This window comes from Streptomyces spongiae (genome assembly GCF_009377185.1).
In the GTDB taxonomy this organism is placed as follows: domain Bacteria; phylum Actinomycetota; class Actinomycetes; order Streptomycetales; family Streptomycetaceae; genus Streptomyces; species Streptomyces spongiae.
In genome coordinates, this window is sequence record NZ_VJZC01000003.1 from 49,751 (window position 1) to 74,281 (window position 24,531).

Here is a 24,531-nt window from a genome sequence, read left to right on the forward strand (position 1 = left end):
ATCCTGCATGAATCGATCAGTTATTCCGGCCACTTACCACGCTCCGGTCAAGCTCTTGCGTGTCAAATGAAGCTGACTCGGACAGAACGTCGAGGCATTGCCGCAAAATTTCTCCGGGGTCGGCTTCGACTCGCAGCACCGTGAGGTGATTTTCCTCCGCCATTCGTCTGAGCGCCGCGTTGTAGCGTTCTGTGAACTTGATGTCCTGATCGAACCGGCCGGGTATAACTCCGTCACGCCGCACGACTCGATCCACTATCAATTCGGCCGAACCATCGAGAACAAAACAAAAGTCCGGTTTGACGATGTGAGCGACAGCACCGGGCAGCCACTCGGGCTGAGCCAGGCCACGGGCCTCGAACAGAGCCAACATGTCGAACAGATAGCGGTTGACGATCACAACCTCGCCACGGGCCAAAGCCGGCACAATCACGGCGGCCTGATGGGTGTAGCAATCCGCGAGGTTGAAGTGGAGAAGGGCTTCCTCCGGAAGCACTTGCCCGGTGCCGTCGCCGAAAAGACTCCGCCGGACGTTCTGGTCCTGCCTCCACCACTCCGTTGGCGCCCAGGCGGGCACACAGGTTCTCGTCGGCGTGATCGCGGCCAGCAACGCCGCCTCCAGTGTGGACTTTCCACTGCCGTCGAAGCCGCAGATCGCCAGTAGCGTTCCCCGCTGCCCGTGCGGCATCAAGGGGATGTTCATCTCGCTCCAAGTACGTTCGAGGCGCTCGATGCGCGCTTGCACCACCACAGAAGCTCGGAAGGCTCTCCCGATTCCGCGTCCAGGGCCTTCCGCCAGCCTCGGATCAGCAGCCCGCACAGTACGGTCAAATCCTGGTGGATTTCACGGAATCCGTTCTCGATTTTCGAATAGGACATGTACGCAGAAATTGTCTCGTCGAGCGAAATCGGCAAGACACGGGAGTTCATTGCCAAAAACCATCCCAGATCAACAGCGGCAGGGGCGGTCATTGCCATTGACCAATCAATCAGGGACAGCGTGCCATCAGGCCGTATGGCGATGTTGTCAAGCTTGAGGTCGCCGTGCAGAAAACAGTTCGGAAGGCGGCCCAGAGCATTTTCCAGAGGGCTGATGTCATCGAACAGGGAACGGACCAGATTCCCGATGTCACCCGGCACTCGGTCGAAGAACAACTCCCAGCCACGCAGAATGTCGTCGGCGATTCGGAAACGAGCCAGCTTCGCGGGATCTGGCCTGAAGAGGGTGAGACGGTCCTCGATCGAACACCAAGGAACGTCGGACCCGCTTGCCGGCGTCAATGAATGCAGACGAGCCATGCCGGACAGGATCGCCTCGAGCTGGTGGCGGGTCAGCCGTTCATTCGACAGAAGATGTTCTGAAATGTCCTGCATCAAGATCGAAAAAACGGGGCCGTCCTGCGCCGACCCGATCGCAGGAGACTCGACTCGATCGTCGCGCACACAGGCGACATCGGCCAGAACCGCTTCCCGGCAGCTCTCGTCCGATGTCGCTCGCATGATCCAATCTGTGCGGACCGATGTCACCTTCACAACGTAGGACCTGCCCCCGCCGTTGGACTGCTTGTAGATCCGAGCTCCCGAGAAACCGAGTTGCCTCATCTCCACCCAATTTGCCGACGAGACATCATTCCTCTTGAGCAGGATCTTCAGATTGTGTAGCTCTTCGAAGGACGTCATCGCCGTTCTTGCTCTGCGGAGATCGCCTGGAGGTAGCGGATCGGATCCGAGTTGAAAATCGCGCCGCCCGACACCAGCAGGGTCGCGCCGGAAACATACGAGGACGCCTCGGAGGCCATGTACAGCGCGGCGTTCGCAACGTCTGACGACTGACCGATCCGCCCCAGAGGATAATACTGAGATCTTTGATCGATGATTTCAGGCGTCGTCAGGAAGGGCTCGACAAGCGGCGTCTGCACGAGGCCGGGCGCAATCGCGTTGACACGGATGTTGTAGCGCCCCAGTTCCACCGCCATGGTCTGCATGATGTGGGTGATAGCGGCCTTGGCGGCGCCATAACACCCTTCGCCGCCGGGGCAGGCGTTGAGCGCGTCGAGTGAGCTGAGGAAAATGAGGGACCCACCCTTTCCGCCGGCACGCATGACGCGGGCGGCGGCCTGGGCGCCGAACACATAGGACGAGACGTTCAACTTCCACATCTCTTCCATCGCGTCAGGCTCTACATCGATCCAGTCGCACATTGCGCCGTCCACGAAGCCACCGGCGTTGTTGACCCAAACGTCGATGGTGCCGTACTTCTCGACGGCAGCCGCAGCCAGCGCGTCGATTTCACTCTTCTCCGTCACATCGGTTTTCACAACATGTGCTTCGCCGCCGGCGCTCTCAATGTCTTTCTGCAGCTTCGCCAAGTCCTCGGCACTGCGCGCGGCACCAACGACCTTTCCGCCGTTGGTTGCGTAGGCCATGGCGATCGCGTATCCGATTCCGCGTCCCGCGCCCGTGACCACGCACACTTTTCCTTCGACATCGAACACCAGACATTCCTCTTTCCGATGAGGTTGTTCCGAGTTCCGTACGGTGGGAAGTCCGGCGAACCGGCCGAACCAGCCGCCCGGAAACCATTACCAGCGGATCCGGGCTCAGCTGTAGGCGTTGCACACCTTTGTGATCGCCTCGACGAGGTCGTCGCAGTCCGCCTTCGTCAGAGTGATGGACATGGGAATGTCTATCGTTTCCTTGAGGAAGGTCGTGCTGCGTTGGTGACGCTTCATGGTTTCCTCCCGAGTTACCTCGGGGAACGCGAATCTCCAGTTCCAGAAACATCGGTTGTTCGGGCGGGAGTCATCTCCCAGGCCACGAGCCCCGATCCCTTCGGCATTGAGCGCCCGCACAAACCAACTGACTTGTTGCTCGGTGGCCCCGGGTATCCGGAATATCAGCGACTCGCCCAGGAACGCACTCTCGGCAACCGGTTGACGCAGGTGGATCGGCTTCACATCGTCCAGGCGGGACGCGACATACCGATAGTTCTCCTGAAATGCGGAAACCCGCTTCTCCAGGCTGGCGAGCTGGTGTCGAGCCATGGCTCCGCGGATCTCGTCCATGCGGAAGCTGAAGATGGGCAGCGAAAGATCCGAGATGCTGGGAAGCGACGGGTCCGTGTGCCGTTTGATCTGCTGTTCATACGCCCCGGAGAGCACTACCGCGCGCTCGAAGATGTCGCGGTCGGAGGTGACCATGAAGCCACCTTCCCCCGTGTTGATGCTCTTGTCGGATTGCGTGCTGAACGCGCCCGCCTTGCCGAACGTGCCCAACTTGCGTCCTCCCAGGCTGACCCCGAGAGCAGGCACGGCATCCTCGAACAGCGGAACTCCGTGCGAGTCGGCGATGCTGACCAGGCGTTCGATATCGCATCCGAAGCCACGCATGTGCACGACGACCACTGCCTTTACGTCCGGCGTCAGCTTCGCCCGCAGGTCCGCCGGGTCCATGTGCAGATCTTCGTCGACCTCGACGACAACGGGCGTCGCCCCAGCGAGCATGATCGCGCTGGGAGTCGCAGCGAACGTGAAAGCCGGGCATGCGACCGCGTCGCCCGGCCGGACACCGGCGCTGAAGAGAGCAAGCGCCAGGGCCGTGGTTCCACTTGAGCACGCCAGCACATAGGGGGCGTCGAAGAAATCCGCGAGCTCCTGCTCGAGCTGACCGACTTCCGTCTCGCGGTGCGGCCTGTTGTCATATCTGAAGAGACGCCGGCTCTGGATGGCTCGCAGCGCTGCGGACTCGTCTCCTTGACTCAGGTCGACGTAGCCTTTGTCGTATGTCGGCCATTCCGCCGTTCGGATTCTCTCGCCACCATTCAACGCGAGAGCGGATTCTTGCAACGTGTGCGGCATGTGGCCCCCTTTGCCTAAAGATCCAAAACTCCGCCGGGCTGGACGCCCGGCGCGCTCGCGCCCCCGACCGACCTTCAGAAGGGCTCTTCCCGGTTGCCCGCTCCGGTTTCGCACGGAACCGAAGCCACCCATAACTGAATTGCCTCCAGCAGACCGGACAACTTGTCCTGGGTCTCGAGCAGTTCGCTGTGCGCGTCCGACTCCGCGATGACGCCGACCCCGACCTTGGCGTGAATCAGGCCGTCCTTCAGTAGCGCATTGCGGACGTTCAGGAAGCAGCCGCCGGATTCAAGGTGCAGATGCCCTACCACGCCACCGTAGTAACGGTGGGGCGTCATCTCCGCGTCAGCGAGGGCCAGCAGCTCCTTCGGGCGGGCGCCCAGCAAGGGAAAAACACTCCCCATCAGGTCGAAGATGGTCACCTGGGGCAGCAGTTCGCCGGTGAATACAGAGTGAAGGTGGCAGACATTGCGGAGCTTCTTGACCTGCATATCCTGAACGACGCGAATCGAACCTTCTTCGCAGAATGGCACGAAGCGGTTCTGGCGGCTCTTCAGCGACGACCTGTGCTCCTTGATCTGCTTCGGGTTCCCATACAGTTCCCTGGCCAGATACTCGTCGCTTTCGCTGGACCTGCAAGTCGCCGCGACGACGTCCACCGACAGCGTCCTGCCGCCGATCTCGAGTACGTTTTCCGGGGTGGTGCCCAAAGAGAACACGTTCTCCCGGATGCACGAGAAGTGACTGCACGCGTACTCGCCATTCATACGGGCATGCAGCTCATACAGTTCGAACGGGCTGCGAGTCGTCGCCGATTCGCGTTCATAGGCGCGGGTCAGAGTCATCTTGCCGTCTGGGTGATCCTGCAGAACGCTGATAGCGTTTTCGAGTCGCTTAAAAAAGCTCTCATCGTCCTCGTCGGGAATCCACCCGGTGGCCAGTTCAGAGAACGACTTCAAATCAGTGGAGTCATTCGGTTGAACCGACAGCGACTGTTCCAGAGAGGAGCGCAGCATGACGCGTCCTTGTTGCTCGCCGGCAGGGTCTTGCGCATAAGTGATCTCCCCGTCGCCCTGATCGGGCGAAAAGGTGAACTCCAGGGCCGGCTGCACGAGTCGTATGTGCGGAAGGCTCCTGTCAGCAGATCGCCTATGGATATCAGGACTCACGACAAAGAAGCAGGGCGCGTCCTTCCTCAAGAGCTTCTCGACGCGCTTGAAGATCGACTCGTCAGAGCGCGAGGCACCAGCAGTTGTCGTCTGCCCATCCACGGTGTGGCTGACGCGCCCATCGCTCACGGAAACCGAAACCTGGCACATGATGCCGATCTTCACGGTTTCGGTGTTCTTGTTGTGAATGAAGTAGCTTCCCTCTGATTCAGCGAAGCCTGTGTTGCGGAAGAAATGGCAAGCCCGTTCCCAGTACGAGCTCTCCTCACGCGCTATCATGTGTTACCTGCCCTTTGAACCACGCTACGACGTGTGAGTTCCGCTTGCGGCGAGTGCTTGTTCGATATCGCCGATCAGATCCTGGATGTCTTCCACTCCGACCGACAGGCGCACCGTTGATTCCGTAATCGCCGACCAGGCGGTCTGTTGTGCGTCGAAGTCGCGTGGTTGCAGAAGTTGCGGCGCCAGCACCAGTGATTCCGTTGAGCCCAGACTCGCGCTGATCGAGAACAGGCTGAGCGCCTCGGCGAATTTTCGCGCCGCTTCCGGACCTCCTTGAAGGTCGAACGCGATCATCGAACCGAAATCGTGTTGTTGCGCACATGCCAACTCATGCTGCGGATGGGATTTCAGACCCGGATAGCGCAGGGCGGATACTTCTGATCGGGACTCGAGATAGTTCGCCAGAGTCATCGCATTCTGGCACTGGCGCTCGTAGCGCAGGAAGTAGGTCTTCAGCCCGCGCTGCATCAAGAACGCGGCATGAGGGTCGAGTGACGCGCCAAATATTGCCATTTCGGTGCGCAGCGCATCGATGATCGCCTGATTCGCGATCACCGCGCCGCCGAGCACATCCCCATGACCGGAGACGTATTTTGTCAGGCTGTGCACGAACACGTCTACATCGAACTGCCCGTGATTGTGAACGCCTGCCAATGTGTTGTCGAGCAACGTCAGCGCGCCATGCTTCCTGGCAAGTGCCGCAATGCGTGAGATATCCGCGACCTTGAGGACAGGATTGCTCGGACTTTCGAACACGACCAAACGGGTCGGGGTACTGGCCAGAGTGCGTTCGATTTCATCGACGTCGTCGATCGAAAGGAGCGTGTGACGGACACCGTAACGCCCCAGCACGCGACGGATCATGTACTGCGTCGGCTTGTACATCTCGGCGAAGAAGATCACGTGCTCCCCCTGCCGACACAGTGCGAGCATCGTCAGGTCCACCGCCGCCACACCGGATGCGGTCAGCAGACACGCCTCGCGACCTTGCAGTCCTGCGAGGGTGAGCTCCAACTGCCGTAGCGTTGGGTTCGTTTTTCGCGAATACCAGAACCCCTCGCGCTCGCCATGTGCTTGTCGCTCGGTTTCTTCCACATTGTCGAATGTGAACTTCACCGTTTGATAGATCGGTGCCACCAACGCTCGATTGTCGTCGGGAACCGTCACACTGGGCGGATGGGTAACGAAGGTTGAGGGTTTCATCGCTCGACACCTCGGGCCCCGGCAGCAACTCTGCGCCGCACGACGATCGACTGGACTTGATAGGCCTCATTCAACGTCCGGTCTGCGTATGCGCGACAGGGAGCGGCGCCGGGCGCAGGTAAGTGTGGACCAGTGACTGCCATGTGCGCCTACTCCTCGTGGAGGTCTGGTGCTACCGAAACCATCACCACACTGGATCGCGTCCGCTGACGCGATCAGCTTTGGTCCAGCGCGTTGCGGTTCCGGCAAGGCCATACCCGTTGACACCCGGTCAGGCCAAGTCGCGGAATTTACAGAGCCGAGCCCTTGCCGGCGTGCTCCGGACGCTGAACAACAAGCGCTTTCTTAAATCGATTCATGATCGAAGCACACGCTTCCGCTCCGCGCAAGGGGTCCGGTGCGAAGTGATACCGGAGCCACTTCGTCCGCCTGTGTGCACCCTATGTGCGGAGATCAAATGCTGATCATGGCTTGACAGGCGGTAATGGCGATTCCTACCGTGTCAGCCGCGCACCCTGCTGAACGCTGTTCGATATTTCGCACAGAGGCTTGCACTAGTGAACCGAGATGCCGTTGCCACACCTTCAACTGGCAAGCACCAATTGAATCGTTTTTGTCGCCCCACCGAAGGTCAGGGAGTCCCGTGCTCACAGAACCGGACTTAGGTGAACGGATCGCCCTTCTCAGATCCACTCTTCACGCGTACCCGCTGCCAGTCGCCGAAGGCTCTGTCGCCGACCGACTGTTCAACGCTCTGGTCGATCGCCTCGGAATCGATCGCGTCTTCGCGTTCCTTCGCCACCGGGGAGTTGCTCACGCTGCACTCGCGGCGTTCGGCCGGCATGGTCAAGTGTCGGCCCCCGACGGCCCGTTTGCGATCTATCACCGGGTCAGCCAGGTCATGGACAGGACTCATCGGCGCGAAGTAGCCCGTATCGCAAAGGCTTTCCGCGCCGCCGAACTCCCCCTCGTCGCCTTCAAAGGTGTGACCATGAACGCCGCTCTGGGCCGCACGCTTACGCCTGCCTACAGCGGTGACGTGGACGTGCTGGTCAGAAGCCATGATCTGACGCGGGCCAGGGACGCGATGCAGGACCTGGGCTACGGCACGGCACTACGGCTACGAGCCGGCCGGGCTCACAAAATGCCCCCCAGTGTGCTGGAGGCAACTGAGAACTCGGTCTATTCCTTCGGGCAACTCACGCCGCTGGACCGCCTGGTCCCCGCCGCGGAACTGGAAGATCAAAGCACGCGTGTACTGGCTCTGTTCCCCGCTTTCTTCTGTCGTATCAGCGGCAAACTGCACATGAGGCTGTCAGTCGATCTGCATTACAGCCTCAACCATCTGAGCGATGACATCGGCACGCGTGTGAAGCCGTCGGAGGAGGTCTGGCTGGAGGACGTCCAGACAGTCGACATCGAAGGCACCGAGGTGGTCACACTCAGTCCCAAGACGTTGTCCTGGGTACTTCCCCACCGTCTCTACGTGGACACCGCGCTCCTCCAGGACAGCAGCCTCAAGACGCTGTGCCACCTGAAACTGTTGTGGCACCACGGACGCTTCGACGGTGAATACGTTCGGCATGTCGCGCAGCGCTATCCCTACCTCGCCCCCTCCCTCTACTACGCACTCCGCGCCATGGACCAGCTGTGTGGTACGCAAGCGCAACCGCTGCTCGATCCGGACAGCATCCGCACGTCGCGCGCCCCGCTGATGAATGTGGGCGACTGTCTCCCCACATGGCTCGGCTGCACTGTCGAGGTGACGCTGGGAGCGCTGGAGGACAGCGAGGCTGTCGAATCCAGTGTAACTACGACTGTTGTTTGAAACGTTCACCCTTACTTCGGAGATCCACGCCGCCCAGGTACCGCGTGGCATCCGTTCACGGAGAGAAGCGTCATGACGTCAGCGAAGAGTCCATGGAGCAGATGTTCACCTGCTGACCGCGAGATCATCGAACGCCTTCAGGGCCAGGTACATCCTGTCGCCGCAGACGACATTGTGCAGCGGCTGCGAAAGCACTACCAGACCATGGGGAACCACATCGCAGTGGTGGACGGCGCGCGTTCCTGGACGTATGCCGAATTGGGTCAGCGGGTCTTCGGCTTGGCGCACCGACTGGCTGAGGAGTTCCCCCCGGCCATGGCCAGCGACTGCCGTGTATTCGGCGTGGCGATCGACCGCTCGCCGGAACTCCTCGTCGCGGTCCACGCCGTAGCGTTGACCGGATCGGCATACTGCCCCATCAGCCCGGACGACCCTGCGCCATGGCAGTCGACCATCGAGGAAACGAGCGGCGCGACGACTGTGCTGGTAGTCGATGCCGGTCAGAATGTGTACCGGAACTCATTGGCCATCGACTCGGAGCATTTCGCCCAGCTGGACTTCGAGTCCACGTCCATCGGGGTGCGTAGTGCCTCACAGGTCATCTTCACCTCGGGTTCGACCGGCCACCCCAAGGGAGTCCTTTGTACCCACGGCGGCTTCGCCAACCGGATCCGTTGGATGCAGGAGACCTTCCCCCTTCAGGCAGACGACCGGGTCGCTCTCAAGACGCCCATCACCTTCGATGTCGCCGGCTGGGAGATGTTCTGGCCGCAGTACGCCGGCGCGGCGACAGTGGTCATTCCGCCCGGTGCGCATACCTCTCCCGAAGCTCTGATCTCGATCTTCAACGAGCACCGGGTGACGGTCGCTCACTTCGTTCCCTCCATGCTGCGCATGTGGCTGCGTGCGGAGGGTGCACGTCGGTGCCCGGATCTGCGCATGGTGTTCTCCAGCGGGGAGGTTCTCCCCTCCTCGCTCGTCGAGGAGTTGGCGCAGCAGTCCAAGGCCGAGCTCCACAACCTGTATGGCCCGACGGAAGCCGCGATCGACGTGACTCACTACCCCGCGAGCGCGGCACCGCGACAGCCGGTTCCGATCGGCCGTCCGATCGCCAACACGCGCCTCTACGTCCTGGATCCGGACGGCTGTGTCTGTCCCGTCGGCGAACAAGGGGAGATCCACATCCAGGGCGTCGGCGTGGCGTCGGGGTATCTCGGTGCCGACGAGGAGGAAGAAGCCCGGTTCGTGCCCGCCCTTCCCGAAGCCCCGGAAGGCTGGGGAACGTTCCGCACAGGCGATCTTGGCCGATACACGGCCGACGGCCAGATCGAGTACTGCGGGCGGCTTGACGACCAGCTCAAGATCCGCGGCCAGCGCGTAGAACCCGGCGAGATCACGCACGCGCTTCTCAGCCATGAGGGAGTCCTCGACGCTCATGTGCGAGCTCACGTGTCCGGAACCGGTCGCACTCTGCTCGTCGCCTACGTCGTCGTCGATGCGGTGCACGGTATGACCGACCTCGTCGGTACGCTCCGCGAGCACCTGACCCAGCGCCTGCCGTCCCGCTCCGTACCGTCGAAATTCGTCTTCCTCGACTCACTGCCCCTGAGTCGACACGGCAAGGTCGACGACAAACTGCTTCCCGCCCCCGGGCACGCGCGCCCTGATCTCACATCGGATTTCCAGGAGCCCAGCAGCCCCCTCGAAGAGCTGATCGCGGGTATGTGGACACACGCCCTGGACCTCGACGAGGTAGGTGTGCACGACAACTTTCAGGACCTGGGAGGAGACTCGCTGGCTGCCGTCGAAATCTCGTTCGTACTGTCGGAACGGCTCGGACTCGACTATGACGATCCGCTCGTCCCTCGCATCCTCATGGAAGGCGACACGGTGGCGCACTCCGCGAAAATCGTCGCCGAGGCGGGGATCTCCCTGTGAGCACCGCCGGCCGACCGAGCCGGGAGCAGTCCTGGCGGTACATCTACGACCGCACCTACCGACTCGATCGGCCCCAGGAGACAGCGCCGCACTTCGACACGAGCGGTTGGGTGAGCACGTACACCGCCGAACCGTATACGCATACCGAGATGCGCGAATGGGTCGATGAGACGGTCGGCCGGATACTCGAGCACGCACCCCGCAGAATCCTGGAAATCGGGTGCGGCACCGGGCTGTTGGGAAACCGGCTGATCCCCGAGGTCGAAGCCTACTGCGGACTCGACTTCTCCGTCGGTGCACTGCAGCGGTTCAGCCTGGGAATGGAGCCGGCGACCAAAGCCTCCGTCTGCCTCCTGCTCACAAGCGCCCGGGACCTCAGCCGTGTTCCGAAGTGGGATTACGACTGCGTGGTGCTCAACAGCGTCCTCCAGTACTTCCCCGACACCGACTACGTGCTCGAGGTCCTCCGCCAAGCCGTAGACCTCCTGAGCCCCCTGGGCATCCTTTTCCTGGGCGACGTACGCCATCGGGAACTACTCGCACTTCACCATGCCTGGCGGGAGTGGCAGACGGGTGCCGACCGCATGACGGCGCGGGATGCTCGTGAAGCTGCGGCCAGGCGCCACCGTGCCGACCGCGAATGGAGTGTCGTTCCACACGACCTGACCACCCTCCTGCACTCCGTCGGGGTGCCGCATGTCGAGTCGCGCCTCAAGGACGGCACGCGCCCGACCGAGATGAACCTGTTCCGGTACGACGCGATCGGCTACGTCCAGCCGGCACACCCGCTCCTCGCCCCCGCAGACTGGATCGACTGGGAGGCAGGTGCGGAACGGCGGATCGACTGGCATGCCCGGCAGTCGGTGGGTCTGCTGGGAGTCCCCAACGTGCGCCTTGCGCCACTGCTCGCGGCGCAGGGCGTTCTGCGGGACGCCCAAGAGACCACGAGCATCGGAGAGTTACGGGACGCTGTGGAGCCCGTCGGACACGACGATCCACTGGCTGCCATTCAGGACATGGCCCTGGCGCACGGCGCTGTGACTCGCACGAACTGGGCACGGGACCGCAGCGGGCGCACCCTCGACCTCGCCGTCCTCTTCGAGGAGGACCTCCCCGGGGCCGGCCCGGTGCTGGTCGGGTGGCCCCCAGCCAGCAGGCAGAGCACCGCATGAGGAGGCATTGATGGCGGACGTCGCACAGGAATCGCCGCGGATCGACTTCTGCGGTGCCGACGGAAGGCATGGCCCCGGCACCTGGGGTCAACGCCACATCTGGGCAGCAGTCATCGACAACCGCGGCAACCCGGACCGGTTCACCATGCGCCGCGTGTGGCCCGCACCCCGTGACCGCACGGTCGCAGACGTCGTGGCGGCTCTGCGGACCCTCGTCGAACGGCACGAGGCGTTGCGGACCCGCATCGACATCGACCGCGGTGCCCTGCTCCAGGTGGTGCGGCGGAGCGGATCATTCGCCTGCCCGGTCACGGACTCCGACACCCCATGGTCCCGTGCAGCGGCCATACGGGAGGCATCCGATCTGTCCGTCGACTCGTTCGAGCATGACGGCGGGCCACCTGTCCGGTTTCGGGTGCTGAGCTGCGGGGGCGAACCGCAGTGGGTCGCCGTGGCGATCTCACACCTGCTCGTGGACGCGGACGCCTGCGGTGGTCTCGAAGCTGAGCTGCATGCCTTGCTCAACGGGACTGCGGCACGAAAACTCCCCGTCTACCAGCCCTTGCAACGCGCCCACTTCGAGCTGTCACCGGACGGCCAGGCACACAACGAACAGACACTCCGGTTTTGGCGAACGACACTTGAGCAGTACCCCGAGTGGCTCTTCCCGCTCCGCGCCGACGGTAATGGAGTCTGGCAGGGCGCGCGCTTCCCCGTCATACAGGCACACGCGCCTGGCCTGGGACGTCATGTCGAGGAACTCGCCGAACGGCTGCGCGTCTCGGCTCCGGCCCTGTGCACGGCAGCCTTCTGCAAGGCATTTTCCGCCTGCTCCGACGCGACCGCCTATCCCCTGGGCGTGACATTCTCCAACCGGGTCCTGCCCTGGTCGCGCGGGTACGTCGGCAGCCTCGCCCAACACGGTGTCATCGGGGTGCGGGACGTGCACGCGCCGCTCGACCAGTTGGCTCGGCGGACGGGGCAATCGCTGCTGCAGGGACACCGGTTCTCCCTTTACGACCAGGACAACGTCTTCGCTCTGATCGACCAGGTCTGCGCGGAGAAGCGCGACTTCTACGGGCCGGTGGCCAACTTCGTGAACTTCCAGTACCGGTCGGTTCCCAACGACGGGTTTGGCTCATCGGAGGGTCTCCCCCGGCGGGACCTGGTGTTCGATGAGGAGGCCCCTCAACGGGACAGCGCGGTGCGGTTCGGTCTGCACATCGGGTCCGACCGGTCGACTCTCTTCATCCGGATCTCACTCGACCAAGCCTGCGTGGGCGCGGACACGATGCGTGAAGCCATGGAAGAGGCGACTGCCCAACTCTGGTCGCTGATCCCATGAGCGTGGACGAAGCCGCGCGTGAAAGGCGCTCCGTGTCTACGCACGACTCCTCTGTGCCCGTTCCCGACCCGCGGCTGACGCTCGGTGCCCTGCACCCCCGCGAGTTGCGCGCTCTGCTCACCGAGCGGCGCGACTTGCTCGCGCTGCTGCGCCACGCGGGTCCTGCCTCCCTGACCGGCATGGTGCTGCTGACGATCGGGGCGGCGACCACGATGCCCGTGATCGCGCTGCTCGTCTCCCAGGTCGTGGACCGGGCCGCGCACGGCGTGAGCCTCGCGGAGCTTGCCGCGCCGTTGGTCGGGATCGCCGTCGCGCTGCTGGTGCAGCAGCTGGTCGGGGCGCTTACGGAGTTGGTGAAGGTGGCCGTGTCGCGGCCGATCGACGGGGCGTTGCGCTCCCGTCTACGGGCGCTTGCGATACGGCCGCGCGGCATCGCGCACCTGGAGGAACCGGCCTTCCAGGACGACGCGCAACGAGCCGGGGAAATCGGTGAGGGGTGGTGGGTGCGGTCGGCGGGGACCGCGGTGTTCAGCTCGGTCGTGGTGCTGGGGCGGCTCCTCGGGGCGGTGCTGTCGGCCGGTGTACTGGCCGCTCACTTCCCGGTGCTTGCCGTGCTCCTGTTCACGGCAACGCTGCTGAATCGTTCTGCCCAGCGGCGCCAGTGGACTTACCTGGTCACTGAGAGCGACCGACTGGCGGGTGGGCAGCGGCGCGTCGACTACTACGACGAGTTGGCCGCCGGGAGCGCCGCAGCCAAGGAGATTCGACTGTTCGGCCTGGCCGGCTGGCTGATCGGGCGGCGTGCGGACGCACACTGGGCGCTGCGCTCGCCGTACTGGGCGCTGCGGCGCAGCATCCTGCGCCGGCAGTGGTTGACGATCGCCCTGTCGGTGGGGTGTGGAGTGGCCGCGTTCTTGGTTCCGGGACTGGCGGCCGCGCGCGGGGAGTTGAGCGCGGGCGACCTGATGACGTGCCTGACCGCCGCCGCGGGGATCTTCGTGGTGACGCAGACCGGCATGGAGTCCTTCGACATCGAGTACGGCAAGGGGGCGCTGGCGGCTGTGCAGCGCCTGGAGCGGCGCTACGGTGACGCGGCAATCGCCCAGCAGCGCGGGCTGCCCGGGCTCCCGCGCAGCGGCCAGGCGCCCGAAGTTCGCTTGGAGAACGTCTCCTTCACTTACCCCACCGTCGAACGCCCCGTGCTTTCCGGTCTCAACCTGGAGATCCGTCCGGGCGAGGTGCTGGCGGTGGTGGGCGTGAACGGTGCGGGCAAGACGACGCTGACCAAGCTGATCGCCGGGCTGTACGAGCCGGGTGACGGGCGCGTGACGGTCGACGGGCGTGACCTGACGGAGGTGGACGCCGAAAGCTGGCGGCGCCGTATCGGCACCATCTACCAGGACTACGTGCGCTATCCGGCCACCGCTCGCGACAACATCGCCTTCGGCGCGCCGGAGACCGCGGACCTGCCCGATGCCCAACTGGACGCGCTGGTACGCCGGTCCACCGGGGCAAGCAGCGCCGTCGACCTGCTGGATTCACTGCCGCAGGGGCTGGGAACACTGCTGTGGCGCACCGGCAGCGGCGGGCGCGACCTGTCGGGCGGCCAGTGGCAGAAGCTGGCGGTGGCCCGTACCCTGCACGCCACCGCCCACGGCCGCGACCTGGTCATCCTCGACGAGCCGACCGCCAACATGGACGTCAAGGCCGAACTCGAGTTCTTCCGCAGCGTCGTCGAGGACTGCCGGGAACGCGGTGTGAGCGTGGTGCTCATCTCCCACCGGCTGTCGACCATCCGCGACGCGGACCGCATCGTCGTCCTGGACGGCGGCCGCATCACTGAGACCGGCAACCACCTCGAACTCCTCGCCGCCGACGGGACGTACGCACACTTGTGGCGGCTGCAGGCCGCGCGGTTCGACGAGACGAGCACCACCCCTGGCCACGACGAAGACGACGATTCGGAGCCCGCTGCCTGATGAGCCGCATGAGCCGTGTTGCCCGTTTCCTGCACCGCTACGAGAACCTGCGTATCGCCCGCCACATGCTGACGCTGTCCTTCCGTGCCTCGCCCGTCGTGGCCTCGGTCAACATCGCGCTGATCCTGCTGCTGGCAGGTGCGGCCGTGTTCACCTCGCTGGCCCAGCGCTACCTCGTGGATGCCGCCGGACGCCACGCGTTCGGCGCCGTCGTCGTCGCCACCGCGCTGGGCGTGCTCGCCCACGCCGGGTCCTTCGCGCTCAGCCACGTCCAGGGGGAGGCCAGCCAGGACCTCACGGTGCGGGTGGCGCGCGAACTCGACCACGAGATCCTGGGCCTGACCGCCCGCGTGCCCACCGTCACCCACCTCGAACAACCCGAATTCCTCGACCGGTTGACTGCTCTGCGCCGCGGCACCCAAGCTCTCGCGAAGTCCGTGTGGCGCGCCGCGCTGGGTGCCGCCTCCCTGCTGGGCCTGGCGATGAGCACCGTGCTGCTGGGCGGCATCCACCCGGCACTGACCCTGCTCGTGGCGTTCACCGTGCCCACGGTCTGGCTCGCCGCACGCGGCCGCGCCCACTACCGCACCGTCCTCGATGCCCGCACCCAGTCCGAGCGCCTGGAGCGCGAACTGCACGCGCTGTGCCTGCGCCCCGAGCCCGCCAAGGAGTTGCGCATCGCCGGCTCCGCGCCGATGCTCGACCGCCGGGCGCGCGCCCAGTGGGAGGAAACCAGCCACGCCCTGGTGCGCGCTCGGGCCCGGGCGGTCAGCTACGAGGCCGCAGGCTGGCTGGTGTTCGTCGGCGCACTGCTGGCCGGCCTCGCCTTCACCCTGCACCTGCTCACGGCGGGGCGCGCCTCGCTCGGCGACCTCGTGCTGCTGCTGTCCCTCGGCGTCACGCTCAGCAGCCAGATCTCCCAGGTCCTGTTCAACCTCTCGCAGGTCGCCGACGCCGGGCATGTCACCCGCCACTACCTGTGGCTGCACCAGTACGCCGAGACGGCGGGCGTGAGGAGCGGCGAGGGCACGGCCGCGCCTGATCGCCTCGCCCAGGGCATCTCCCTGCGTCAGCTTTCCTTTGCCTACCCCGGCGCGGGAGCCCCGGTGCTGCAAAACATCGACCTCGACCTCCCTGCCGGCTCCACCCTCGGCCTCGTCGGAATCAACGGCGCCGGGAAGTCCACCCTGGTCAAGCTGCTGACCGGCATGTACCAACCGACCTCCGGCGAGATCCTTGTCGACGGCCGCCCGCTCACCCGACTCGATCCCGCATCCTGGGCGGGCCGCTGCTCGGGGACCCTCCAGGACTTCGCCAAGCTTGAGTTCCTCGCCCGTGAGAGCGTCGGCACCGGCGACCTGAAACGCATCGACGATCGCTCCGCCGTCACCGAGGCGGTCGAGCGCGCGGGCGCGACCGGCCTGGTCGAAGGCTTGCCGGAAGGGCTGGACACCCAGCTCGGCACCGTCTTCGAGGGCACCGAGCTCTCCCACGGCCAGTGGCAGAAGATCGCCCTCGCTCGCGGCCTGCTCCGCGACCGACCCCTGCTCCTGGTCCTTGACGAGCCGACCTCCGCCCTCGACCCGCAGGCCGAGCACGAACTCTTCGAACAGTTCATCACCCACGCCCGCGCCGCGGCCCTGGCCACCGGCGCGATCACCATCCTGGTCTCGCACCGCTTCTCCACCGTCCACATGACCGACCGCATCGCCGTCATCGACAGCGGACGCCTCACCGAACTGGGCACCCACGCCGAACTCCTCGCCGCGGGTGGCACGTACGCCGAGCTGTACACGGCACAGGCGGAGGCATACGCCTAGGCGACCGGCTTGCGCCGGTCGTGCGGGTCGGTCCGTTCGGTGGGGGCGCTCGCTCTCTCGATTCCTCGGCGCGGAAACCGTTCGCCAGACAGACGAGCGCTCTGCTTGGCTCACCCCATGAGTGATCTCCACATCCGCTGCGCCACCCTCGCGGACATCGACACCGTGCTCCGGTTCTGGCGCGAAGCCGCAGAAGGAACCAGCATCAGCGACGACCACGACGGAGTGGCCCGCCTCATCACACGAGACCCCGAAGCCCTGCTCCTCGCCGAGCGCGACGGCGTCCTCACCGGAACCGTCATAGCCGGCTTCGACGGATGGCGATGCTCCGCCTACCGGCTCGCCGTACACCCCGACCACCGCCGACAAGGCATCGCCACCGCCCTGCTGGAAGCAGCCGAACAACGCTTCGCCGCCCTCGGCGGGCGACGCGTCGACGCCATGGTCCTGGAAGCCAACGAACAGGCCCACCACACCTGGGCCGCGGCCGGCTACCACCGCGAGGACCACTGGCGGCGCTGGGTCAAGCCCTTGTAGGAACAGATGGGGCAGCTTCGCGCCTCATGCGTGGCGCTCGGCGGGGTACGCGCCCGAGGAGAAGTGGCAAAGGTGGGTGAAGCCACTGGGAGAGTGATCGGCTGGACGGCGCCAGCGACTTTGCCGGTCCTTTACCATGGGTGGACCATCCCCACCTGTACGGAAAGGTTGTGAGCGTCCGCCCATGGGCGAGCCTCCCAGTAGTCGGCCCTCCAGGACGCGTGACCTGCGACGTCGCGCGAGCCGTCCGCCTCTGCCGGACCATGGGATGGGGGTGAACCGATGACCGAAGTGCTCCTCCTCATGGTGGCGGTGCTGCTGTGTCTGATCTGCGGCGCCTTCGTCGCGGCCGAGTTCTCGCTGACCACGGTCGAGCGCAGTGAGCTGGAGCGGGCCGTCGAGCGCGGCGAGCGGGGCGCCGCCGGTGCCCTCAAGGCCGCTCGGAACCTGACGTTCCAGCTGTCCGGGGCCCAGCTCGGCATCACCGTCACCAACCTGGTGGTCGGCATGCTCGCCGAGCCGTCCATCGCCCGGATGATCTCGGGCCCCCTGGAGTCCATGGGCGTGCCGAGTTCCGCGTCGGGCTCGATCGCGCTGGTCATCGGCACGGCCCTGTCGACGGTGTTCCTGATGGTGGTCGGCGAGCTGGTGCCCAAGAACTGGGCGATCTCGTCCCCGCTCGCCGTGGCGAAGAAGGTGGCGACCCCGCAGCGCTGGTTCAGCTCCGCGTTCCGCCCTTTCATCACGCACCTCAACAACACGGCGAACCGTCTCGTGCGCCGCTTCGGCATCGAACCCGCCGAGGAACTGGCCTCCGCGCGCGGCCCTCAGGAACTGGCCGCCCTGGCCCGGCACTCCGCCCGGGAGGGCGCTCTTGAAGCGGACACCGCCGAGCTGTTCGTGCGCACCCTGAACCTCGCCGACCTGACCGCGGAGAACGTGATGACCCCGCGCGTCCAGGTCGTCGCCCTGGAGGCCCAGACGAGCTGCGAGGACGTGGCGAACGCGACCCGGGCCACCGGCCTGTCCCGCTTCCCGGTCTACCGCGGCACCCTCGACTCGGTCGTCGGCACGGTCCACATCAAGGACTGCGTGGCCGTACCGGCCGAGCGCCGTCTCCAGACTTCCGTGGCCGAGTTGCTGCGCGAGCCGCTCTTCGTCCCGGAGTCGCTGACCGTCGACCGGCTCCTGGACCGGTTGGGCGGCAAGCGCACGATGGCCGTCGTCATCGACGAGTACGGGGGCACCGCGGGCGTCGTCACCCTGGAGGACATCGTCGAGGAGGTCGTCGGCCAGGTCCGCGACGAGCACGATCCGCACGAGCCGCCCGACCTGGCGCCGGCGGGTACCGACGACGAGGGCCGTGCCCTGTACTCGGCCGACGGCTCGGCCCGGATCGACCAGCTCGTGAGCGTGGGGCTGCGGGTGCCGGACGGGCCGTACGAGACGCTCGCGGGTCTCGTCGCGGCCGAACTGGGCCGTATACCGGCCGTGGGCGACCGCGTCGAGGCGGCCGGGTGGCGGCTCGACGTGGTGGACGCCTCCGGGCGCCGGGCCGCTCGGGTGCTGATGCACGCGCCGGTCGTGTCGGACGACTCCGACCACTTCGACGACTCCGGCCGTTCCGGCGGCTCCGCCCATGAGGAGGGGCAGCGATGACCTTCGTCCAGTTGCTGATCGGTTTCGCGACGCTGGTCGTCAACGCCTTCTTCGTGGGCGCGGAGTTCGCGCTGATCTCCGTGCGACGCAGCCAGATCGAACCGCACGCCGACCAGGGCGACCGCCGGGCCCGCAGTGTGCTGTGGGGCCTGCGGCACGTGTCCGCGCTGATGGCGGCCGCGCAGCTCGGCATCACCCTGTGCACGCTGGTCCTCGGTGTGGTCGCGGAGCCCGCGATCGCGCATCTGCTGGAGCCGGTGTTCCACGCGGTCGGCCTCTCGGAGGGCGCCGGGCACGTGGTGTCGTTCGTGATCGCGCTGACGCTGGCCACGTATCTGCACATGCTGCTCGGCGAGATGGTGCCGAAGAACGTCGCCCTCGCGGAGCCCGTGCGCAGCGCCCTGCTGCTGGGGCCGCCGCTGGTGACGCTGGCCCGGGCGCTGCGTCCGGTGATCTTCACGATCAACGCCTTCGCGAACGCGCTGCTGAAGCTCATGCGGATCGAGACGAAGGACGAGGTCACCGCGACCTTCTCGGACGCCGGGCTCGCCCGTCTCGTGCAGGACTCCAGCGAGGCGGGACTCATCGACGACCGGGCACAGGAGCGGCTGCACGACGCGCTGGAGCTCGGCCGCACAGCCGTCCTGGACGTCGCCCTGCCGCTGGAACGCGTCGTCTACGCGCGCGTGGGGGTCACCCCGGAGGAGCTGGAGCGGCTGTCCGCCGAGACCGGGTTCTCCCGCTTCCCCGTGGTGGACGAGGGACGCCGTATCGTCGGCTACCTGCATGTGAAGGACGCGCTGGACGCGGCACCGCGAGACGTGCCCTTCCCGGTGAAGGACATGCGGCCGATCGCCCGAGTGCGGGAGAGCACACCGCTCGACGACGTGCTCACGGCGATGCGGCGCAGCCGTACCCACGTGGCGGCCGTGCTGGGCTCGGACGGCCGGCTCGCGGGGCTGGTGACCATGGAGGACGTACTGCGGGAGCTGTTCGGACAGCCGGCCGCCTGAGTCCGCGGGCACTGTCGGATTTCGTAGGGCTTTCGTGGGACATGGAGGCCGACCGACCGCCGGGTATGTGCACGGGATACCATCTCTGTCGCCATGCAGAAGAACCCCACGTACACCAGTCTTGTCGCGGTCGGCGACTCCTTCACCGAGGGCATGTCGGACCTCTTGCCCGACGGTTCGTACCGGGGCTGGGCGGATCTCCTCGCGGCACGTATGGCCGCGCGGGCGCCCGGCTTCCGGTACGCCAACCTGGCCGTGCGCGGGAAGCTCATCGGGCAGATCGTCGACGAGCAGGTGGACACGGCGGCCGCGATGGGGGCGGACGTGATCACCCTGGTCGGCGGCCTCAACGACACACTGCGGCCGAAGTGCGACATGGGGCGGGTGCGCGGGCTCCTCACGGAGGCCGTCGAGAAGCTCGCCCCGTCCTGCGAGCAGCTCGTCCTGATGCGCAGCCCCGGCCGTCAGGGCCCGGTGCTGGAGCGGTTCCGGCCGCGTATGGAGGAGCTGTTCACCTGTGTCGACGAGCTGGCGGCCCGGCACGGCGCGGTGGTCGTCGACCTGTACGGAGCACCTTCGCTGAGTGATCCCCGGCTGTGGGACGTGGACCGGCTGCACCTCACGGCCGACGGCCACCGGCGGGTCGCGGAGGCGGTCTGGCAGGCCCTCGGCCACGAGCCGGAGGACGCCGACTGGCGCACGCCACCGCCGGTCACGGCACCGCCCGCCTGGGTCGCCCGGCGAACCGCCGACGTCCGCTTCGCCCGGCAGTACCTCCTGCCGTGGATCGGCCGCCGCCTGACGGGACGCTCTTCGGGTGACGGGCGCCCCGCGAAGCGTCCCGAGTTGCTGCCGTACGAGGGTCCGGCGGCGTAGAGAAGGGTCCGTATACCTCACCGAGCGGCCCGGAGGCTGCTTCGTAGCTTCCTATGAAGAACCCCGCCGCCCTGGCCTGCACGAATCGCCAGTAGAATCCGTGCACGTGACTTCTGCGCCAGCCAAGCCCCGCATCCCGAACGTCCTCGCCGGACGGTACGCCTCCGCCGAGCTCGCCACGCTCTGGTCGCCCGAGCAGAAGGTGAGGCTGGAGCGGCAACTCTGGCTGGCCGTACTGCGGGCCCAGAAGGACCTGGGGATCGAGGTGCCGGACGCGGCACTCGCCGACTACGAGCGGGTGCTCGACCAGGTCGACCTGGCCTCCATCGCCGAGCGTGAGAAGGTCACGCGGCACGACGTGAAGGCGCGGATCGAGGAGTTCAACGACCTCGCCGGGCACGAGCACGTCCACAAGGGCATGACGTCCCGCGACCTCACCGAGAACGTGGAGCAGCTGCAGATCCGGCTCTCCCTGGAGCTGGTGCGCGACCGTACGGTGGCCGTGCTGGCGCGGCTCGGGAAGCTGGCGGGCGAGTACGGCGAGCTGGTCATGGCCGGCCGCTCGCACAACGTGGCCGCGCAGGCCACCACCCTGGGCAAGCGCTTCGCGACCGCCGCCGACGAGCTCCTCGTGGCGTACGGGCGGGTCGAGGAGCTGCTCGGCCGCTACCCGCTGCGTGGCGTCAAGGGCCCGGTGGGTACGGCGCAGGACATGCTGGACCTGCTGGGCGGGGACGCGTCGAAGCTGGCCGAGCTGGAGCAGCGGATCGCTCAGCACCTCGGCTTCACCCAGGCCTTCACGTCGGTGGGCCAGGTCTACCCGCGGTCGCTGGACTACGAGGTCGTGACCGCGCTGGTGCAGTTGGCGGGCGCGCCGTCCTCGCTGGCCAAGACGATCCGGCTGATGGCCGGGCACGAGCTGGTGACGGAGGGCTTCAAGCCGGGCCAGGTGGGCTCGTCGGCCATGCCCCACAAGATGAACACCCGCTCCTGCGAGCGCGTCAACGGGCTGATGGTGATCCTGCGCGGCTACGCCTCGATGACCGGTGAGCTGGCCGGCGACCAGTGGAACGAGGGCGACGTGTCCTGCTCGGTGGTGCGCCGGGTCGCGCTGCCGGACGCGTTCTTCGCGCTGGACGGGCTGCTGGAGACGTTCCTGACGGTGCTCGACGAGTTCGGCGCGTTCCCGGCGGTCGTGGCGCGGGAGCTGGACCGCTACCTGCCGTTCCTCGCCACCACCAAGGTGCTGATGGGCGCGGTGCGCGCGGGCGTGGGCCGCGAGCTCGCGCACGAGGCCATCAAGGAGAACGCCGTCGCCTCGGCCCTCGCGATGCGCGAGCAGGGCGCCGAGCGCAACGAACTGCTCGACAAGCTGGCGGCGGACGAGCGCATCCCGCTGGACCGGGCGGGGCTCGACGCGCTGATGGCCGACAAGCTGTCCTTCACGGGCGCCGCCGCCGACCAGGTCGCCGTGGTCGTCGGGCGGATCGAGGAGATCGTGAAGCAGCGCCCCGAGGCCGCGGGCTACGCCCCGGGGGCGATCCTCTGACGCGGTTCACCGCCGCGGAACTGGAGGCCGCCCGCGACCGTCTCGTACCGGATGTCGTCGCGGACGGTCTCCATGTGCTGTTCTGCGGCATCAATCCGGGGTTGATGACGGCCGCGACGGGCCACCACTTCGCCCGCCCCGGCAATCGCTTCTGGCCGGTGCTGCACCTGTCCGGGTTCACACCGCGACTCATGAAACCGTCCGAGCAAGGCGAGTTGCCGGCGTACGGGCTCGGGATCACGAACGTGGTGGCACGGGCGACCGCCCGGGCCGACGAACTGACCGCCGAGGAGTACGCGGAGGGCGGACGCCTGCTCACCGCCAAGGTCGAGCGGCTGCGGCCGCGCTGGCTGGCCGTGGTGGGGGTGACCGCGTACAGGGCGGCGTTCGACGACCGCAAGGCCGCCATCGGTCCGCAGGATCGCCGGATCGGCGACACGCGGGTCTGGGCGCTGCCCAATCCCAGTGGGCTGAACGCGCACTGGACGGCGGCGACGATGGCGGAGGAGTTCGGGCGGTTGCGGGAGGCGGCGGCGCTCGCCTAGCGGGGAGGAGCAGCGCTGTGTCCCAGAGGTCACGCGTCCCGGCGCCGTACGCTCCAGGCTCCCGCCAGCAGCGCCGCCGCCGTCCAGCACGCGGTCACCGCCAGCCCGCTCCAGGGCCCCAGCGACCCCTCGGTCGTCTGGTGGAGGACCGCCTGTCCCGCCTTGTCGGGCAGGAAGTCGGCGACGCCGCCCGACGCGTCCCCGACCACGAAGGACACGAGGATCAGGAACGGGATCAGGATGCCGAGGGTGGCGGCACCGCTGCGCAGCACGGCCGCGAGTCCGGTCGCGAACAGGGCCATCAGCGCGAGGTAGACGGCACAGCCGACGACTCCGCGCACACTCTCGGTCCAGGTGATCCCGTTCGCCTTGTCCCCGAGAACCGCCCTGCCCACGGTCAGGGTCACGAAGCCCGTGACCAGACCGACGGCCAGGGCCGGTACGCCGACCGCGACCGCCTTGGCCGCGAACCACCGGCCCCGCTGGGGCACCGCGGACAGCGAGACGCGCAGGGCGCCGTTCTGGAACTCGGACGAGACGGCCGTCGCGCCGAAGGCGACCGCCGCGACCTGTCCGAAGCTCACCCCGAAGAACGCCGTGAACAGCGGGTCGAAGTCCCCGCCCTCGGGGTCGAGTCCGGCGAGCGCGGAGAACGCGGTGGTGGCGAGGACGATCGCGCCGAGCGCCCAGAGCATCGACCGCAGGGTACGGATCTTGATCCACTCGGAGTGGAGGACGGGTGCGAACGCCATGGTCAGGCCTCCTGAGGCTGGACGGGGGTCGTGGTGAACTCGGCTTCCGAGGCCGTCAGATCGAGGTAGGCCTGCTCCAATGTGCCCTCCTCGGCGGCGAGTTCCAGGATCGGCAGGCCCGCGCCGGAGGCGAGGGTGCCGATGTCCTCCACACGCGCCCGGTGCACCGTCCACCGCCCCTCGTCGTCCTCGCTCGCCTCGTAACCGTGCCGCGCGAGGAGCCCCCGCAGCGCCGGGCCGTCCGTCGTGCGCATCCGCACGCGGGGCTCCACGCGCGCCTCGATGAAGTCCCGCATGGGGGTGTCGGCGAGCAGCCGGCCACGGCCCAGGACGACCAAGTGGTCGGCGAAGGACGCGGTCTCGTTCATGAGGTGGCTGGAGACGAGGACGGTGCGGCCCTCGCGGGCGAGGCGGCGCAGCACCTCACGGATCCAGATGATGCCTTCGGGGTCCAGACCGTTGGACGGCTCGTCGAGCAGCACCACGGGCGGGTCACCGAGCAGGGCGGCCGCGATGCCAAGGCGCTGGCGCATCCCCAGGGAATACGTCTTCACGCGGCGCCGCGCGACCGAGGCCAGTCCGGTCTCCTCCAGCACCTCGTCGACGCGGCCGGGCCCGATGCGGTTGCTGACCGCGAGCGCCCGCAGATGGTCGCGGGCGGTCCGCGAACCGTGCGGCGCCTGCGCGTCGAGCAGGGCGCCCACATGGCGCAGGGGTTCGTCGAGCGTGGCGTAGGCGCGGCCGCCGACCGTGGCGGTGCCGGAGGTCGGGCGGTCCAGGCCGAGGACCAGGCGCAGGGTGGTGGACTTCCCGGCGCCGTTCGGGCCGAGGAAGCCCGTGACGCGGCCGGGGAGCACGCTGAAGGTCAGGTGGTCCACCGCGCGCTTGCTGCCGAACTCCTTGGTGAGGTCCTGTACGTCGATGCTGGTCATGGCACACAGCCTGGCCGTGGGAACGGGCCCGGTGCCTCCCCCGCGCGCGGAGACCGTCTCCCCCGCTCGGGGGAG

20 protein-coding genes are annotated in these 24,531 nt (G+C 66.7%); 12 read left to right on the forward strand and 8 right to left on the reverse strand.

Going from position 1 to position 24,531, the window contains the following annotated elements:
• Positions 1-16 precede the first annotated feature (16 nt).
• The 6 genes from FNH08_RS01100 to FNH08_RS01125 form a co-directional block, all read right to left on the reverse strand.
• Positions 17-703: a dTMP kinase gene (locus FNH08_RS01100; protein WP_194238320.1), complete on the reverse strand. Its 687-nt coding sequence runs from the start codon at positions 701-703 to the stop codon at positions 17-19.
• Positions 700-1,680: an aminoglycoside phosphotransferase family protein gene (locus FNH08_RS01105; RefSeq protein ID WP_152769321.1), complete on the reverse strand. Its 981-nt coding sequence runs from the start codon at positions 1,678-1,680 to the stop codon at positions 700-702. Before FNH08_RS01105 ends, FNH08_RS01100 begins: the two co-directional genes overlap by 4 nt.
• On the reverse strand, positions 1,677-2,495 hold the full coding sequence (locus FNH08_RS01110) for an SDR family NAD(P)-dependent oxidoreductase (protein ID WP_194238321.1): 819 nt from the start codon (positions 2,493-2,495) through the stop codon (positions 1,677-1,679). Before FNH08_RS01110 ends, FNH08_RS01105 begins: the two co-directional genes overlap by 4 nt.
• A 105-nt stretch (positions 2,496-2,600) precedes the next feature.
• On the reverse strand, positions 2,601-3,857 hold the full coding sequence (locus FNH08_RS01115) for a DegT/DnrJ/EryC1/StrS family aminotransferase (RefSeq protein WP_152769323.1): 1,257 nt from the start codon (positions 3,855-3,857) through the stop codon (positions 2,601-2,603).
• Positions 3,858-3,931: 74 nt separating this feature from the next.
• Complete coding sequence (locus FNH08_RS01120) at positions 3,932-5,305, reverse strand: chorismate-binding protein (RefSeq protein ID WP_152769324.1); 1,374 nt, start codon at positions 5,303-5,305, stop codon at positions 3,932-3,934.
• Between the two features lie 24 nt (positions 5,306-5,329).
• Positions 5,330-6,511, reverse strand: a complete 1,182-nt coding sequence (locus FNH08_RS01125) for a trans-sulfuration enzyme family protein (RefSeq protein ID WP_152769325.1) — start codon at positions 6,509-6,511, stop codon at positions 5,330-5,332.
• Between the two features lie 484 nt (positions 6,512-6,995).
• On the opposite strand from FNH08_RS01125, the gene FNH08_RS01130 reads away from it, so the two are divergent.
• The 12 genes from FNH08_RS01130 (at position 6,996) to mug (ending at position 22,772) form a co-directional block, all read left to right on the forward strand.
• On the forward strand, positions 6,996-8,339 hold the full coding sequence (locus FNH08_RS01130; RefSeq protein ID WP_152769326.1) for a nucleotidyltransferase family protein: 1,344 nt from the start codon (positions 6,996-6,998) through the stop codon (positions 8,337-8,339).
• A gap of 72 nt (positions 8,340-8,411) precedes the next feature.
• A complete protein-coding gene (locus FNH08_RS01135; RefSeq protein WP_152769327.1) occupies positions 8,412-10,277 on the forward strand; it encodes a non-ribosomal peptide synthetase in 1,866 nt (621 codons plus the stop codon).
• On the forward strand, positions 10,274-11,449 hold the full coding sequence (locus FNH08_RS01140) for a class I SAM-dependent methyltransferase (protein WP_152769328.1): 1,176 nt from the start codon (positions 10,274-10,276) through the stop codon (positions 11,447-11,449). The genes FNH08_RS01135 and FNH08_RS01140 overlap by 4 nt, the downstream gene beginning before the upstream one ends.
• Positions 11,450-11,459: 10 nt before the next feature.
• Positions 11,460-12,794 carry a condensation domain-containing protein gene (locus FNH08_RS01145; RefSeq protein WP_152769329.1) on the forward strand — a complete coding sequence of 445 codons (1,335 nt, stop codon included), beginning with the start codon at positions 11,460-11,462 and terminating at the stop codon, positions 12,792-12,794.
• A gap of 32 nt (positions 12,795-12,826) precedes the next feature.
• Entirely contained in the window at positions 12,827-14,773 is a 1,947-nt protein-coding gene (locus FNH08_RS53395; RefSeq protein ID WP_152769330.1) for an ABC transporter ATP-binding protein, read from the forward strand.
• An 8-nt stretch (positions 14,774-14,781) separates the two neighbouring features.
• Complete coding sequence (locus FNH08_RS01155; RefSeq protein ID WP_194238323.1) at positions 14,782-16,593, forward strand: ATP-binding cassette domain-containing protein; 1,812 nt, start codon at positions 14,782-14,784, stop codon at positions 16,591-16,593.
• Positions 16,594-16,710: 117 nt separating this feature from the next.
• Positions 16,711-17,130: a GNAT family N-acetyltransferase gene (locus FNH08_RS01160; protein ID WP_152769332.1), complete on the forward strand. Its 420-nt coding sequence runs from the start codon at positions 16,711-16,713 to the stop codon at positions 17,128-17,130.
• Positions 17,131-17,412: 282 nt separating this feature from the next.
• A complete protein-coding gene (locus tag FNH08_RS01170) occupies positions 17,413-18,789 on the forward strand; it encodes a hemolysin family protein (protein ID WP_152769333.1) in 1,377 nt (458 codons plus the stop codon).
• A complete protein-coding gene (locus tag FNH08_RS01175; RefSeq protein ID WP_152769334.1) occupies positions 18,786-19,802 on the forward strand; it encodes a hemolysin family protein in 1,017 nt (338 codons plus the stop codon). The genes FNH08_RS01170 and FNH08_RS01175 overlap by 4 nt, the downstream gene beginning before the upstream one ends.
• Before the next feature lie 93 nt (positions 19,803-19,895).
• Positions 19,896-20,678, forward strand: coding sequence for an SGNH/GDSL hydrolase family protein (locus tag FNH08_RS01180; protein WP_152769335.1), 783 nt, complete (start codon positions 19,896-19,898; stop codon positions 20,676-20,678).
• Between the two features lie 106 nt (positions 20,679-20,784).
• Entirely contained in the window at positions 20,785-22,227 is a 1,443-nt protein-coding gene (purB, locus tag FNH08_RS01185; protein WP_322723432.1) for an adenylosuccinate lyase, read from the forward strand.
• Positions 22,224-22,772: a G/U mismatch-specific DNA glycosylase gene (gene mug, locus FNH08_RS01190; RefSeq protein ID WP_152769347.1), complete on the forward strand. Its 549-nt coding sequence runs from the start codon at positions 22,224-22,226 to the stop codon at positions 22,770-22,772. Before purB ends, mug begins: the two co-directional genes overlap by 4 nt.
• A 29-nt stretch (positions 22,773-22,801) precedes the next feature.
• Here mug and FNH08_RS01195 read toward each other — a convergent pair whose 3' ends face one another.
• Positions 22,802-23,524 (reverse strand): ABC transporter permease subunit, encoded by a 723-nt coding sequence (locus FNH08_RS01195; protein WP_152769336.1) that lies wholly within the window; start codon positions 23,522-23,524, stop codon positions 22,802-22,804.
• 2 nt (positions 23,525-23,526) lie between these two features.
• Entirely contained in the window at positions 23,527-24,456 is a 930-nt protein-coding gene (locus FNH08_RS01200; RefSeq protein ID WP_152769337.1) for an ABC transporter ATP-binding protein, read from the reverse strand.
• Positions 24,457-24,531: the final 75 nt, after the last annotated feature.

Bases quoted from the DNA above. Each gene is read 5' to 3' on its own strand.
- FNH08_RS01100 (WP_194238320.1), bottom strand. From the start codon at position 703: ATGAACATCCCCTTGATGCCGCACGGGCAGCGGGGAACGCTACTGGCG.
- FNH08_RS01105 (WP_152769321.1), bottom strand. From the start codon at position 1,680: ATGACGTCCTTCGAAGAGCTACACAATCTGAAGATCCTGCTCAAGAGG.
- FNH08_RS01115 (WP_152769323.1), bottom strand. From the start codon at position 3,857: ATGCCGCACACGTTGCAAGAATCCGCTCTCGCGTTGAATGGTGGCGAG.
- FNH08_RS01120 (WP_152769324.1), bottom strand. From the start codon at position 5,305: ATGATAGCGCGTGAGGAGAGCTCGTACTGGGAACGGGCTTGCCATTTC.
- FNH08_RS01125 (WP_152769325.1), bottom strand. From the start codon at position 6,511: ATGAAACCCTCAACCTTCGTTACCCATCCGCCCAGTGTGACGGTTCCC.
- FNH08_RS01130 (WP_152769326.1), top strand. From the start codon at position 6,996: ATGGCGATTCCTACCGTGTCAGCCGCGCACCCTGCTGAACGCTGTTCG.
- FNH08_RS01135 (WP_152769327.1), top strand. From the start codon at position 8,412: ATGACGTCAGCGAAGAGTCCATGGAGCAGATGTTCACCTGCTGACCGC.
- FNH08_RS01145 (WP_152769329.1), top strand. From the start codon at position 11,460: ATGGCGGACGTCGCACAGGAATCGCCGCGGATCGACTTCTGCGGTGCC.
- FNH08_RS01155 (WP_194238323.1), top strand. From the start codon at position 14,782: ATGAGCCGTGTTGCCCGTTTCCTGCACCGCTACGAGAACCTGCGTATC.
- FNH08_RS01160 (WP_152769332.1), top strand. From the start codon at position 16,711: ATGAGTGATCTCCACATCCGCTGCGCCACCCTCGCGGACATCGACACC.
- FNH08_RS01170 (WP_152769333.1), top strand. From the start codon at position 17,413: ATGACCGAAGTGCTCCTCCTCATGGTGGCGGTGCTGCTGTGTCTGATC.
- FNH08_RS01175 (WP_152769334.1), top strand. From the start codon at position 18,786: ATGACCTTCGTCCAGTTGCTGATCGGTTTCGCGACGCTGGTCGTCAAC.
- FNH08_RS01180 (WP_152769335.1), top strand. From the start codon at position 19,896: ATGCAGAAGAACCCCACGTACACCAGTCTTGTCGCGGTCGGCGACTCC.
- FNH08_RS01195 (WP_152769336.1), bottom strand. From the start codon at position 23,524: ATGGCGTTCGCACCCGTCCTCCACTCCGAGTGGATCAAGATCCGTACC.
- FNH08_RS01200 (WP_152769337.1), bottom strand. From the start codon at position 24,456: ATGACCAGCATCGACGTACAGGACCTCACCAAGGAGTTCGGCAGCAAG.